Here is a 15,123-nt window from a genome sequence, read left to right as displayed (position 1 = left end):
CCGAGTGCCCCTGAGGGAAAGAATGTTCGGCGGCGTCCTACTCTCCCACACCCTCACGAGTGCAGTACCATCGGCGCTGGAAGGCTTAACTACCGGGTTCGGAATGGGACCGGGTGTTCCCCAACCGCAATGACCACCGAAACACTATGAAATTACCAACCCGTAGGCACCACACCCAGATCGGGCATGATGGTCCGGTTCGGTTCTTTCAGAACCGCACAGTGGATGCGTAGCATTTTTGTGAGCAAGTCCTCGGCCTATTAGTACCGGTCAACTCCAGCCGTTACCGACCTTCCATCTCCGGCCTATCAACCCAATGGTCTCTTGGGGGCCTTAACCCACGAAGGGTGGGATACCTCATCTAGGAACGAGCTTCCCGCTTAGATGCTTTCAGCGGTTATCCCTTCCGAACGTAGCCAACCAGCAATGCCCTTGGCAGGACAACTGGCACACCAGAGGTCCGTCCGTCCCGGTCCTCTCGTACTAGGGACAGCCTTCCGCAAGTATCCTACGCGCGCGGCGGATAGGGACCGAACTGTCTCACGACGTTCTAAACCCAGCTCGCGTACCGCTTTAATGGGCGAACAGCCCAACCCTTGGGACCTACTCCAGCCCCAGGATGCGACGAGCCGACATCGAGGTGCCAAACCATGCCGTCGATATGGACTCTTGGGCAAGATCAGCCTGTTATCCCCGGGGTACCTTTTATCCGTTGAGCGACCACGCTTCCACAAGCCATGGCCGGATCACTAGTTCCGACTTTCGTCCCTGCTCGACCTGTCGGTCTCACAGTCAAGCCCCCTTGTGCACTTGCACTCGACACCTGATTGCCAACCAGGCTGAGGGAACCTTTGAGCGCCTCCGTTACTCTTTGGGAGGCAACCGCCCCAGTTAAACTACCCACCAGGCACTGTCCCTGATCCGGATCACGGACCGAGGTTAGACATCCAGTACGACCAGAGTGGTATTTCAACGATGACTCCACACTGACTGGCGTCAGCGCTTCACAGTCTCCCACCTATCCTACACAAGCCGAACCGAACACCAATACCAAGCTATAGTAAAGGTCCCGGGGTCTTTCCGTCCTGCCGCGCGTAACGAGCATCTTTACTCGTAGTGCAATTTCGCCGGGCCTGTGGTTGAGACAGTCGAGAAGTCGTTACGCCATTCGTGCAGGTCGGAACTTACCCGACAAGGAATTTCGCTACCTTAGGATGGTTATAGTTACCACCGCCGTTTACTGGCGCTTAAGTTCTCAGCTTCGCCCCGAAGAGCTAACCGGTCCCCTTAACGTTCCAGCACCGGGCAGGCGTCAGTCCGTATACATCGTCTTGCGACTTCGCACGGACCTGTGTTTTTAGTAAACAGTCGCTTCTCGCTGGTCTCTGCGGCCGAAAAATCCTAGCCCGCAAGGGGCTTCAAATCCCTCGGCCCCCCTTCTCCCGAAGTTACGGGGGCATTTTGCCGAGTTCCTTAACCACAGTTCGCCCGATCGCCTCGGTATTCTCTACCTGACCACCTGTGTCGGTTTGGGGTACGGGCCGCATGAACACTCACTAGAGGCTTTTCTCGGCAGCATGGGATCACTCTACTTCGCCTCAATCGGCTATGCATCACGTCTCAGCCTATATGCAGCACGGATTTGCCTATGCTACGGCCTACACGCTTACACCAGTACTACCACTCACTGGCGGAGCTACCCTCCTGCGTCACCCCATCGCTTGACTACTACAAGTTCAGGTCCCGCGCTCCACGTCGGGTCCTCATCCGAAGAATCAGACCCGGGCTTCGGGCGGTTAGTATCACAAGCCTCGCCATGGGCGCGTTCACACGGGTACGGGAATATCAACCCGTTGTCCATCGACTACGCCTGTCGGCCTCGCCTTAGGTCCCGACTTACCCTGGGCGGATTAGCCTGGCCCAGGAACCCTTGGTCATCCGGCGGCAGAGTTTCTCACTCTGCTTTCGCTACTCATGCCTGCATTCTCACTCGTCCAGCCTCCACACCTGGATCACTCCGGCGCTTCAATGGCTGAACGACGCTCCCCTACCCATCCCGGCATAACCGGAATGACACGGCTTCGGCGGTGTGCTTGAGCCCCGCTACATTGTCGGCGCAGGACCACTTGACCAGTGAGCTATTACGCACTCTTTAAAGGGTGGCTGCTTCTAAGCCAACCTCCTGGTTGTCTGGGCGACCCCACATCCTTTCCCACTTAGCACACACTTAGGGGCCTTAGCCGGCGTTCTGGGCTGTTTCCCTCTCGACTACGAAGCTTATCCCCCGCAGTCTCACTGCCGCGCTCTCACGTACCGGCATTCGGAGTTTGGTTGATTTCGGTAAGCTTGTGGGCCCCCTAGACCATCCAGTGCTCTACCTCCGGCACGAAACACACGACGCTGCACCTAAATGCATTTCGGGGAGAACCAGCTATCACGGAGTTTGATTGGCCTTTCACCCCTAACCACAGCTCATCCCCCAGGTTTTCAACCCTGGTGGGTTCGGGCCTCCACGCGGTCTTACCCACGCTTCACCCTGGCCATGGCTAGATCACTCCGCTTCGGGTCTAGACCACGCGACTATGAACGCCCTATTCGGACTCGCTTTCGCTACGGCTACCCCACACGGGTTAACCTCGCCACGCAGCACTAACTCGCAGGCTCATTCTTCAAAAGGCACGCCGTCACCCCTAAAGGCTCCGACGGATTGTAGGCACACGGTTTCAGGTACTATTTCACTCCCCTCCCGGGGTACTTTTCACCTTTCCCTCACGGTACTAGTCCGCTATCGGTCACCAGGTAGTATTTAGGCTTAGCGGGTGGTCCCGCCAGATTCACAGCGAATTTCACGAGTACGCTGCTACTTGGGAACACTGTAAGAAGACGGTGAGTTTTCGCGTACGGGACTTTCACCCTCTACGGCCGCGCTTTCCAGACACGTTCCGCTAACGACACCGTTTTATGACTTCTTGTCAGTCCGGCAGAACTGACGAACAGGTCCCACGACCCCGCACACGCAACCCCTGCCGGGTATCACACGAGTACGGTTTAGCCTAATCCGCTTTCGCTCGCCACTACTCACGGAATCACGGTTGTTTTCTCTTCCTGCGGGTACTGAGATGTTTCACTTCCCCGCGTTCCCTCCACATACCCTATGTGTTCAGGTATGGGTGACCCCACATGACTGGGGCCGGGTTTCCCCATTCGGACACCCTTGGATCTCAGCTCGGTTGACAGCTCCCCAAGGCTTTTCGCAGTCTCCTACGTCCTTCATCGGCTCCTGGTGCCAAGGCATCCACCGTATGCCCTTAATAACTTGCCACAAAGATGCTCGCATCCACTGTGCAGTTCTCAAAGAACAACCAGACACCCCGCCACACTGTCAACGCCTGCCAAGTTCACCCTGGCGGTTCGGAGACGGGCGGAGCCCTGTCGTTTCTCGCTGAGGAAAACACTCGCGTGTTCTCTCAGGACCCAACAGCGTACCGAACAAGAAACTCTGAACCCCTCGGTGACCCTTCCACGCCCTTGCGGACAGTACTAACTCACCGAGCAACCCGAAGTCTTGCATTAGCCAGCATCCACATATATGAGCTCCACCCGACGATCATTCGCCGTCGGCGTGGCCTCCACCTTGGTCCGAAGACCGCGGTGCAGATGCTCCTTAGAAAGGAGGTGATCCAGCCGCACCTTCCGGTACGGCTACCTTGTTACGACTTCGTCCCAATCGCCAGTCCCACCTTCGACCGCTCCCCCCCTTGCGGGTTGGGCCACGGGCTTCGGGTGTTACCGACTTTCGTGACGTGACGGGCGGTGTGTACAAGGCCCGGGAACGTATTCACCGCAGCGTTGCTGATCTGCGATTACTAGCGACTCCGACTTCACGGGGTCGAGTTGCAGACCCCGATCCGAACTGAGACCGGCTTTGTGGGATTCGCTCCACCTCACGGCTTCGCAGCCCTCTGTACCGGCCATTGTAGCATGTGTGAAGCCCTGGACATAAGGGGCATGATGACTTGACGTCATCCCCACCTTCCTCCGAGTTGACCCCGGCAGTCTCCCATGAGTCCCCGCCATAACGCGCTGGCAACATGGAACGAGGGTTGCGCTCGTTGCGGGACTTAACCCAACATCTCACGACACGAGCTGACGACAGCCATGCACCACCTGTACACCGGCCACAAGGGGGCCAATATCTCTACTGGTTTCCAGTGCATGTCAAGCCCAGGTAAGGTTCTTCGCGTTGCATCGAATTAATCCACATGCTCCGCCGCTTGTGCGGGCCCCCGTCAATTCCTTTGAGTTTTAGCCTTGCGGCCGTACTCCCCAGGCGGGGTGCTTAATGCGTTAGCTGCGGCACGGAGGACGTGGAAGTCCCCCACACCTAGCACCCACCGTTTACGGCGTGGACTACCAGGGTATCTAATCCTGTTCGCTCCCCACGCTTTCGCTCCTCAGCGTCAGTATCGGCCCAGAGACCCGCCTTCGCCACCGGTGTTCCTCCTGATATCTGCGCATTTCACCGCTACACCAGGAATTCCAGTCTCCCCTGCCGAACTCAAGTCTGCCCGTATCGACTGCAGGCTCCACGTTAAGCGTGAAGTTTTCACAGCCGACGCAACAAACCGCCTACGAGCTCTTTACGCCCAATAATTCCGGACAACGCTCGCACCCTACGTATTACCGCGGCTGCTGGCACGTAGTTAGCCGGTGCTTCTTCTGCGGGTACCGTCAGTTGCCCTTCGTCCCCGCTGAAAGAGGTTTACAACCCGAAGGCCGTCATCCCTCACGCGGCGTCGCTGCATCAGGCTTTCGCCCATTGTGCAATATTCCCCACTGCTGCCTCCCGTAGGAGTCTGGGCCGTGTCTCAGTCCCAGTGTGGCCGGTCACCCTCTCAGGCCGGCTACCCGTCGTCGCCTTGGTAGGCCATTACCCCACCAACAAGCTGATAGGCCGCGGGTCCATCCCATACCGCCGGAACTTTCCACCCACCACCATGCAGTGGCAGGTCGTATCCGGTATTAGACCTAGTTTCCCAGGCTTATCCCGGAGTACAGGGCAGGTTACCCACGTGTTACTCACCCGTTCGCCGCTCGTGTACCCCGAAGGGCCTTACCGCTCGACTTGCATGTGTTAAGCACGCCGCCAGCGTTCGTCCTGAGCCAGGATCAAACTCTCCAATAAGGAATGAGTTCGATCGCTCCGAACAACACTGACAAGTAATGTCAGTTGTCCAGTAACAATCTCAAAGGAATCCTCTTGACGAGGATCATAAATTTACTGGCTATTCGGCACGCTGTTGAGTTCTCAAAGAACACGCGCTCACCATCGTGTCCCGCATCTTACCGCGGTTCATTCCGGGGCTTTGTGTTTCCGGTGTTTCGCTTGTGTTTGAAGCTTAGCTGGTTCGTTTTCCCGGTGTCAAATCGGCCGTTTCGGCTTCTTCGCTCCGCGTCAAAACCCGCTTCGCATTCAATTTGTTCTGACTTCCAGACCCGAGGCAGCGCTCTGCACTGCTTATTCGTTTCTGGGAGCTCGACGCCGCAGAACTCTACCCGGCCCGATTCGCGGTGTCAACCGCTCGTTCCGGGGTTCTTGCTGGCGACTCGGTAAAAGTTACTCATGACCTTGGCCGAAGTCAAATCGCCTGGTCAGCGGGCTGCCGGAGTGGTACGGAGACCTGCGGACCGGGTGCCTTGGCCTGGATCGGGCGCGGGCGCAGCCACAGGGAGATGCTCCGGAGCCCCTCCATCGCGGCCACGATCTGCTCCGGCGACGCCGGCTCGCGGGTCGCCACGGGCACCAGGTCGTAGCCCCAGATCCGGAACTCCTTGAGGACCGTGACCGGATCGTCGCCGAAGCCCTCGGTGGCGGTCGCCGAGAACTCCAGGAACACGTGCGGTCGGTCGCGGCGCAGCAGGCGGACGAGCCCGGCCAGCGCGCGGTGACCGCGGCCCGGCGCGTCCACCCGGACGACGGACAGCTTGCGGCCCTGGAGCAGCGGCACGGCCTCCAGCTCCTTGTCGAGCCGGGTGGCGCGCACCTTCGCGACGTCCTCGGGCGCGCCCTCCGGCACGGGCACCACCGACACCCCGCCGGTCAGCGCGGGCTGGGTGGCCAGCTCGCCGGTGCTCTCCCACGCGGCGGCGTCGACCAGCACGAGCTGCTGCGCGACGCGTTCCGGCAGGTTGACCGTCACGTTGTGCTGGAGCAGCGCCCGCGCGGACGGGCACGGCTCGACCGCGACGACCGCGCCGCCCGAGCCGAACCGGCTGAGCATCCGCACGGTCTGGTACCCGACGTACGCGCCGATGTCGACGAAGATGCCGTCCGGCTCGACGACCGAGTCGATCAGCTCGGACAGCTCCGTCTCCCACACCCCGTTGCTCGACAGCATCGGCAGCATGAGGGCGTCGTCCGACGGCAGGCGCAGCAGGCCGACGTCGGTGAGGACGAGCGAGCTGCGCGGCACGGCGTCGCTGTGCCGCTCGTGCTCGCGCACGACGACGCGGCGCAGGGCGTCGGCGGTCTGCTGGGCCTGGTTGGCGGTGCGCAGCCCGTGCTCCAGCTTGTTGTCGCGCGACCTCAGCACGTCGACGACCTTCGACTCCAGGGAGTCGATCCGGTCGAGGGTGCGTTCGAGCGCGACGGCGAGCTTGTCGATCCGCTGGGCCAGGGCGTCGCCCTGCTTGGCGCGCTTGGCGGCCTCCGCGACGACGGCGTCCTCGATCTCGCGCAGCCTGCGACCCTGGCCCGCCATGTCCGCGCGGACCCGGACCACGCCGTCGTCCACGCCGAGGAGCTGGTCGGCGAGGTGGCCCTGGTTCTCGGCGTGCTGCTCGATCTCGGCGCGCAGCACCTCCAGCTCGCCCAGGCCGACGCCGCCGGTGATGTCGTCCTGCCGGCGGACCACCTCGGCGACCGAGCGCTCCACCCCGTCGACCAGGGTGTTGAGCACGTCGCGCATGTGGTTGTCGTAGTGGTCGAGCACGCGCAGCACCATCTTGCGCAGCTGCGGCGCCATGGGGGTGCGGCTGGCCGTGCCGACGTCCGGCTGGCGCAGCAGGGCGTGCTTCGCGGAGTGCAGCGCCTTGAGCGGGTCGGCGGGCGGGACCGGCTTGGCGCGGCGGGCGCGCCAGCCCCGGTAGGCGTGCTCGACGCGTTCGCGCAGGAGTTCCCCGACCTGGGCGGTGCCCCTGGTGGCGAGGACGTGCTCGCGGCCCCTGAGGCCGATGGCGAGGGCGGTGCCCAGGTCGTCGGCGAGGGCGCGCATGAGCTTCGCGGCGGCCTGGACGTCGGGTTCGACGCCCTGGCGGCACGGCACGAAGATCGCCGCGTTCTTGTCGAACAGCTCGGCGACCGCGCCGTGCTCCGAGGTCAGGACGGGGGTGGCCCGGACGGCGTGCCCGGCGAGGGTGGCGGCGATCCGGTCGTCCGCGCCGCCGCGGTGCAGGTGCACGAGGCAGTCGACGTCGCCGAGGTCGTCGACCAGTTCGACGCGCGGGTCGGCGGCGGTGGCGAGGCGGAGGCGCTCGGCGGCTTCCGGGTGCGTCCCGGCGTGGCTGACCTCGATGCGCAGCACGACGTCCGCGCGGTCGGGGAAGGCGGTGAGGAACGCCGACACGGCGCCGAGCACGTTGCCCGCGCGGTCGATCGAGTGGTCGGCGAGGGCTCCGAAGACCACACCTTCGTGTGTTCCGGGGTCGCGCGGGTCGGCGTCCATGACCGGGAGCGGCAGGACGCGGACGGTCGGGCCGCCGGCGCGCTCCAGGGCGGCGCGGGTGGTCTCGGAGGGCACCCACACCTCGCTCGCGCCGGCGGGCTGCTCGTCGTCGAGCACGAAGTCGACGACGAACCGGCTCTCCGGGACGGCGCGGGCGGTGCCGACGCGGACGACGACCGGGTAGCCGGCGGTGGTGGAGGTGGGCAGGCCGGAGGCGCGGGCGGCGGCGAGCACGAGTTCGGCGACCGGGCCGGTGCCCAGCACGGTGACGCCGAGCTGGTCGTGCAGGACGGCGGCCTCGGCGTGCGTGCGGGGGACGGCGGACACCGGCAGCCGGCCGGTCTCGACGCCGACGCCGGCGCACCAGTCGCGGAACGCCGCGCCGTCCTCGCCGAACGGGTCGGGGAACTGGGCGCGCAGGGCCTGGTCGGACCGCCAGAGGGCGGCGGACCAGCGCGTGCTGCCGGGGAGGCCGGCCTCCGGTTCGGAGGCCCAGGCCACGAACGCCGCCCCGCCGTCCACGCCGAACGCGGGGGGCGGGGTGGGGGTGGCCTTGCCGCGAGCGGGGACGGGGGCCGGGGCCGCGGTGCGCGTGGGAGCCGGGGGGACCTCGGTGGCGGTGGGGACCTCGGCGGCGTCGGGCTCGGCGAGGGCTTCCGCGGCGTCGGGCTCGGCGGGGGTCTCCGCACCCGGCTGGACCTCGGCGCTGTCGGCGGGGATCTCGGCGCTGTCGGCGGGCTCGGCCGGTTCGGCGGGGATGACCGCGGTGCCGTTGACCTGTCCGGCGGGGGCGACCTGCCCGGTGGCAGCGGCCTGCCCGGTGGCAGCGGCCTGCCCGGCAGCCTCGACCGGTTCGGGTGCGGGGGTGGGGGCGGTGACCTGCTGCGGCGCGGCCCAGCCGGTCGGGCTGAACGCCGAACCCTCCCTGGTGCGGGCGGCCTCGCGGTAGGCGGCGCGGAGGGTGTCCGGGATGCGGGTGCCGTCCGGGAGCTGGCCGAAGCCGTAGCGGACGCGCTGCGGGGTGTGGCCCTTGCGGACCAGTTCGGCGCGGTAGGCGGTGCACAGCTCGGCGAGCTGGGGGTGCTCCGACAGCAGCACGCGGGGGCGGTCGGCGAACTCGGCCGACAGCAGCCACGGCCGGTGCGGGTCGAAGCCCGCGAAGTGGACGCTGCGCAGCGGCTCGCCGACGGTGGTCAGCGTGCCGTCTGGCCTGCGGTGCAGGTCGCGCTGCGGCGCGTTCCACACCGACAGGCCGACCGTGGCGTTGCGCAGCACGTGCAGGTTGACCAGGGCGGGCGCGGTGTCGAGGACGGCCTTGGTCGCCCCGGGGTTGCGGCGGAGCTGTTCGCCCAGCGACTGGAGGAACGGTTGCGCGCCGGGGGCGACCAGCAGGAACCCGGGGTCGAAGACGCCCTTCTCCAGCAGTTCGGCGGGCGTCGGGCGCAGGCCGTCGTCCGGGAGGGGCCGCAGCGACCGGGGCAGCAGCACGAGCGGGCCGCGGCGGACGGCCTCCTCGACCAGGTCGGTCAGCGGGGCCAGGACGTGCACCCACGGGTCGAGGTAGAGCACCGGCACGCCCTGCCCGAGGAGCTGTTCGAGCAGCTTGGGGCGCAGCAGGCCGCACAGCTGGGCGGCGGTGCAGCCGGTGGCCAGCTCGGCCAGCTCCGCCGCGGGCACGCCCAGGTCGGCCGGGGTGACGAGGCCGGGCCCGGAGTTCTCCGGGAGGGCGTCCACGACCAGCGCCAGGAACCTGGCCTGCGGGTGGTGCGCGAGGAACGAGCTGGACAGCACCTTCACCGCGGGCAGCTCGGCGGCGGTGGCCACCGTGCACGCGATGAACGTGGGCCTGCCTTCCGCACGGGCGGGCATCTCGGTCACGGTCTGCAAACCTAGCTTCTCCGAGTGCTCGGTGTGGACCACCCGCACGGGTGCCTCCCTCACAGGACCGGCAGCAGGGACCGGAGCTCGTACGGCGTCACGCTGCGGCGGTACGCGTCCCACTCCGTCCGCTTGTTGCGCAGGAAGAAGTCGTAGACGTGCTCGCCGAGGGCCTCGGGCAGCAGTTCGGAGTTCTCCATCTCGGTCAGCGCCTCGCCGAGGTTCTGCGGCAGGTTGTCGTACCCGGCGGCGCGCCGCTCGCGCTCGGTCAGCGACCACACGTCGTCCTCGGCGGGCGGGGGCAGCTCGTAGCCCTTCTCGATGCCCTTGAGGCCGGCGGCGAGGATCACCGCGTACGCCAGGTACGGGTTGCACGCGGAGTCGAGCGTGCGGATCTCCACGCGCCGCGACGAGGACTTGCCCGGCGAGTACATGGGCACGCGGACCAGCGCGGACCGGTTGGAGTGGCCCCAGCACACCGCCGTGGGGGCCTCGCCGCCGACGATCAGGCGCTTGTAGGAGTTCACCCACTGGTTGGTGACGCCGGAGATCTCCCGGGCGTGCTTGAGCACCCCCGCGACGAACATCTTGCCGGTGTCCGACAGCTGGTAGGGGTCCTCGGGGTCGTAGAACGCGTTGCGGTCGCCCTCGAACAACGACACGTGCGTGTGCATCCCGCTGCCGGGCTGGTCGCTGAACGGCTTGGGCATGAACGAGGCGCGCACCCCCTGGGTGATCGCGACCTCCTTGATCACGTACCGGAACGTCATGACGTTGTCGGCCATGGTCAGGGCGTCGGCGTAGCGCAGGTCGATCTCCTGCTGGCCGGGCGCGCCCTCGTGGTGGCTGAACTCCACGGAGATGCCCATCGCCTCCAGCGCCTCGATGGCGTGGCGGCGGAAGTGGGTGGCGGTCTCGTGGCTGGTCTGGTCGAAGAAGCCGCCGTTGTCCGCCGGGACGGGCTCGCTGCCGTCGTCCGGGAGGCTCTTGAGCAGGAAGAACTCCATCTCCGGGTGCACGTAGCAGGTGAACCCCGCCTCGCTGGCCCGGGCGAGGGTGCGCCGCAGCACGTGCCTCGGGTCGGCCCACGAGGGGGAACCGTCCGGCATGGAGATGTCGCAGAACATCCGGGCCGAGTAGTGGTTCTTCTCCGGCGTCTGCCAGGGCAGCACCTGGAACGTCGCGGGGTCCGGCTTGGCGACCATGTCGGACTCGTAGACGCGGGCGAAGCCCTCGATCGCGGAGCCGTCGAAGCCGATGCCCTCGCTGAAGGCGCCCTCCAGCTCCGCGGGGGCGATCGCGACGGACTTCAGGAAGCCCAGCACGTCGGTGAACCAGAGCCGGACGAACCGGATGTCGCGTTCCTCTAGGGTGCGGAGCACGAACTCCTGCTGGCGGTTCATGGGCTGAAGCCTAGGTAAGGACGGTGGACCCCGCGTTGCCGGCTCGCCGGAACGCGCCCGGCCGATTTCCGCCCGCCGCCCGCCTGCCCGTCGGGGCAGACCTGAACGCCTGGTCACGGGCTTGCGCGCACGTTCGGCCCGGTCGCGGGGTCAGGGGTCCTACGATGCACGCCATGCTCCCTCGTCGCACCCTGATCGGGTCGCTCGTGCTCGCCCTGGCGGTCGGCTGCACGTCCTCCGGGGGCGGCGGCGACCTGCCCGCCGGCCCGGAGGTGCTGTCGAAGGCGTCGGCCGGCATGAAGGGCGTGACGAGCACGCACTTCGTGATCAAGGTCGACGGCGAGCTGCCGGACGTGCCGGTGAAGGACGCCGAGGGCGACCTGAACGCCGACGGCGAGTCGCGGGGCCGGGCGAAGGTGAACCAGTTCGGGCAGCTCATCGAGGTCGAGTACGTGCTCGTCGGGCAGGACCTGTACTTCAAGGGGCCGACCGGCGGGTTCACCAAGCTGCCCGCCGCGCTGGCGGGGCAGGTCTACGACCCGACGCTGATCCTCGACCCGGACAAGGGCGTGGCGAAGGTGCTGGCCGACGCGAAGGACGCGAGGACCGTCAGCTCCGAGGACGGGACGACCGTGGTCGAGGCGACCGTGCCGGAGGCCGTCGTGGCCGGGCTGGTGCCGGGCATCGACGCGGACGTGAAGTCCACGTTCTCGGTGCGCGGGGAGAAGCTGACCAGGGCGTTGTTCGAGCTGCCGTCGGGGCCGAAGGTCGGCATCGACCTGTCCGACTTCGACAAGCCGTTCACCGTCTCCCCGCCCGCGTGACCGCGGTGACCACCCCCGTGGGGGCTCGCCGGCTGGCGATCGGGGCGGGCGCGGGCGCGGTGCTGCTCGGCGCGCTGGACGCGTACGTGGTGGTCGGCGTGCTCGTCGACATCGTCCGCGACCTGGGCATCCCGGTGAACAGGCTGGAGCGCGCCACGCCGGTGGTGACCGGCTACCTGCTCGGGTACGTGGCCGGGATGCCGCTGCTGGGGCAGCTGTCGGACCGGTTCGGGCGGCGGCTCGTGCTGCACGCGTGCCTGCTCGGGTTCGCGGTCGGGTCGGCGGTCACGGCGCTGGCCGGTGACCTGCCGCTGCTGGTGGCGGGGCGCGTGGTGCAGGGCCTGGCCGGTGGCGCGCTGCTGCCGGTGACGATGGCGCTGGTCGCGGACCTGTGGTCGGCGGAGCGGCGGGCGTCGGCGCTGGGCGTGGTGGGCGCGGCGCAGGAGCTGGGCAGCGTGCTCGGCACCCTGTACGGGGTGGGCGTGGCGTCGCTGTTCAACGCCTGGTCGGTGTTCGAGTCGCTGGAGCCGCAGAGCTGGCGGTGGGTGTTCTGGGTCAACCTGCCGCTGGCGCTGGTGGCGATGGCGCTGGTGCAGCTCGCCGTGCCGCGTTCGGCGGGGTCGGGGGTGCGCGTCGACTTCGTGGGCGGCGCGCTGCTGGCGCTGGCGCTGGGCCTGGTCGTGGTGGGCCTCTACAACCCCGACCCGGAGCACGCCGTGCTGCCGCCGTGGGGGCTGCCGGCGCTGGGCGCGTCGGTGGTGGTGCTCGTCGGGTTCGCGCTGTGGGAGCGGCGGTCGCCGGTGCGGCTGCTGGACCCGGCCGGGGTGCGCCCGGGGCCGTTCCTGGCCGCGCTCGGGGTGTCGCTGGCGACCGGCGCGGCGCTGATGGTGACGCTGGTGGACGTCGAACTGTTCGCGCAGACCGTGCTGCGGGTGGACGCGGGCGCGGCGGCGGCGGTGCTGGCCCGGTTCCTGGTCGCGCTGCCGGTGGGCGCGCTGCTCGGCGGGTGGCTGGCGGGGCGGCTCGGCGACCGGTGGGTGTCGTTCGCCGGGCTGGTGGTGGCCGGTGTCGCGTACCTGTTCCTGGCGCGGTGGCCGGCCGACGTGTCGTCGTTCGTGGTCGGGCGCGACCTGGCGGTGGCCGGGTTCGGGCTGGGGCTGGTGATCGCGCCGGTGTCGGCGGCGGTGCTGCGGGCCGTGCCGGCGGCGCAGCACGGCGTGGCGTCGGCGGCGGTGGTCGTGGCGCGGATGACCGGGATGCTGGTGGGCGTGGCCGGGTTGTCGGCGTGGGGCCTGCACCGGTTCCGGGAGCTGACCGCCGACCTGGACACGCCGCTGCCGTTCGGCAGGTCGGAGGAGGAGTTCAGGGCCGCCGCCGCGGTGTACGAGCGGGCGCTGACCGACGCGCTGCTCACCCAGTACCACGAGATCTTCCTGTTCACGGCCGTGATCTGCGGCGCGGGCGCGCTGGTGGCGCTGCTGCTGCCGCGGGCGGACCGCCGGTAGCGGAGGCGCGGGCGGCGGCAGGGAACCCGCCGCCCGCGCCGGGCGCGCTCAGCCCTCGCGCCAGCCGCTGGTGATCGGCAGCCGTCGGTCGCGGCCGAACGCCTTGAACGTGATCTTGGTGCCCGGCGGGTACTGGCGGCGCTTGTACTCGGCCTTGTCGACCATCCGCAGCACCTTGTCGACCAGCTCGTGCTCGAAGCCCATCGCGATCAGGTCGCGGTAGCCCTTGTCGCCCTCGACGTAGTCGTCCAGCACCGAGTCGAGCAGCTCGTAGTCGGGCAGCGAGTCGGCGTCGACCTGGCCGGGCCGCAGCTCCGCCGACGGCGGCTTGCTGATCGAGTTCTCCGGGATCGGCGCCTGCTCGCCCAGCTTCTCGGCCTCCGCGTTGCGCCACCGCGCCAGGTCCCAGACCAGCGTCTTGAGCACGTCCTTGATCGGCGCGAACCCGCCGACCGCGTCGCCGTAGATGGTCGAGTAGCCGACCGCCAGCTCCGTCTTGTTGCCGGTCGCCAGCACCAGGTGCCCGTGCTGGTTGGACAGGCCCATCAGCGTGACGCCGCGGCACCGCGCCTGCACGTTCTCCTCGGCCAGCCCGGTCAGTCCGAGCTGGTCGACGAACACCCGCACCATGTCCGCGATCGGCTGCACCTCGTAGTGGCAGCCGGTGCGCTGCGCGAGGTCGTGCGCGTCGGACTTCGAGTGGTCCGAGGAGTAGTCGGAGGGCATGGACACGCCGTAGACGTTGTCCCCGCCCAGCGCGTCGACGGCCAGCGCCGCCACCACGGCCGAGTCGATGCCGCCCGACAGGCCGAGCACGACCGACCGGAACCCGTTCTTGTGCACGTAGTCGCGCAGGCCCGTGACCAGCGCGTGCCACACCTCCGCCTCGTCGGAGAGCGGCTCGGCGGCCTGCGGGACGGGCAGCGGGTCGTAGGCCGGGAGCGGCTCGTCGGAGATCGTCGTGCGGCGGACCGCGAACCCGCTGAACTCCCCCTCGGTCCGCTCGGTGCCGCCCGGCACGTCCAGGTCCAGCACCACCAGGTGCTCCACGAACTGCGGCGCGCGGGTCACCAGCGCGCCCTCGGCGGTGACCACCATCGTGTCGCCGTCGAACACCAGCTCGTCCTGCCCGCCGACCATGTTCACGTAGGCCAGCGGCGCCTTCGCCTCGACCGCGCGGCGCGCCACCAGCGGCAGCCGGGCGTCGTCCTTCTTGCGCTCGTAGGGCGAGGCGTTCGGCGACACGACCAGGTCCACGCCGGCCTCGCCGAGCGCGGCGACCGGGCCGCCGTCCTGCCACAGGTCCTCGCAGATCACCATGCCGACCTCGACGCCGCGCACGCGCACCACGTCCAGGGTGTCGCCCGGCGTGAAGTAGCGGCGCTCGTCGAACACGCCGTAGTTCGGCAGGTGGTGCTTGTCCTGGCGGGCCACGACCGCCCCGCCGTGCAGCACGGCGGCGGCGTTGCGCATGCCGTGCTCGTCGCGGCCGAGGTAGCCGACCACCACCGGCAGCCCGCCGCACCCCGCCTCGTCCAGCGCCCCGGCGAGCGCGGTCAGGGCACCCTCGGACGCCTCCGCGAAGGACACGCGCAGCGCCAGGTCCTCGACCGGGTACCCGGTCAGGACCATCTCGGGGAAGACGGCCAGGTGGGCGCCGGCCTCGACGGCCTTGCGGGACCACTCGACGACGAGTTCGGAGTTGCCCGCGAGGTCGCCGACACAGGCGTTGACCTGGGCGAGTGCGAGTCGGAGCTGTGGCATGGAGGCATTCTCGCTCACCGCGCGC

General features: G+C 67.7%; 5 protein-coding genes and 3 rRNA genes. 2 read left to right on the top strand and 6 right to left on the bottom strand.

The annotated features are described in order from the left end of the window. Positions 1-24 precede the first annotated feature (24 nt). The 5 genes from rrf to glnA all read right to left on the bottom strand — a co-directional run bounded on the left by rrf (position 25) and on the right by glnA (position 11,005). A 5S ribosomal RNA gene (gene rrf / locus ACRAKJ_RS04695) occupies positions 25-141 on the bottom strand. 99 nt (positions 142-240) lie between these two features. Continuing rightward, a 23S ribosomal RNA gene (locus ACRAKJ_RS04690) occupies positions 241-3,322 on the bottom strand. A 346-nt stretch (positions 3,323-3,668) separates the two neighbouring features. Further along, a 16S ribosomal RNA gene (locus ACRAKJ_RS04685) occupies positions 3,669-5,185 on the bottom strand. Together the 16S, 23S and 5S rRNA genes form the textbook arrangement of a ribosomal RNA operon. Positions 5,186-5,639: 454 nt before the next feature. Next, entirely contained in the window at positions 5,640-9,593 is a 3,954-nt protein-coding gene (locus ACRAKJ_RS04680) for an FkbM family methyltransferase (RefSeq protein WP_438920311.1), read from the bottom strand. Positions 9,594-9,661: 68 nt separating this feature from the next. Next, on the bottom strand, positions 9,662-11,005 hold the full coding sequence (gene glnA, locus ACRAKJ_RS04675; protein ID WP_438920307.1) for a type I glutamate--ammonia ligase: 1,344 nt from the start codon (positions 11,003-11,005) through the stop codon (positions 9,662-9,664). 173 nt (positions 11,006-11,178) lie between these two features. Between glnA and ACRAKJ_RS04670 the strand changes: the two genes are divergently transcribed. Together ACRAKJ_RS04670 and ACRAKJ_RS04665 are read left to right on the top strand one after the other, a co-directional pair. Next, complete coding sequence (locus ACRAKJ_RS04670) at positions 11,179-11,829, top strand: LppX_LprAFG lipoprotein (protein WP_438920306.1); 651 nt, start codon at positions 11,179-11,181, stop codon at positions 11,827-11,829. A gap of 5 nt (positions 11,830-11,834) precedes the next feature. Then, on the top strand, positions 11,835-13,334 hold the full coding sequence (locus ACRAKJ_RS04665) for an MFS transporter (RefSeq protein WP_438920305.1): 1,500 nt from the start codon (positions 11,835-11,837) through the stop codon (positions 13,332-13,334). A 48-nt stretch (positions 13,335-13,382) separates the two neighbouring features. On the opposite strand, the gene ACRAKJ_RS04660 is transcribed toward ACRAKJ_RS04665, so the two are convergent. Then, on the bottom strand, positions 13,383-15,098 hold the full coding sequence (locus ACRAKJ_RS04660; protein ID WP_438920304.1) for an NAD+ synthase: 1,716 nt from the start codon (positions 15,096-15,098) through the stop codon (positions 13,383-13,385). Positions 15,099-15,123: the final 25 nt, after the last annotated feature.

Source organism: Saccharothrix sp. DSM 118769, from assembly GCF_052936295.1.
This window is presented reverse-complemented; position numbering and strand designations above follow the sequence as displayed.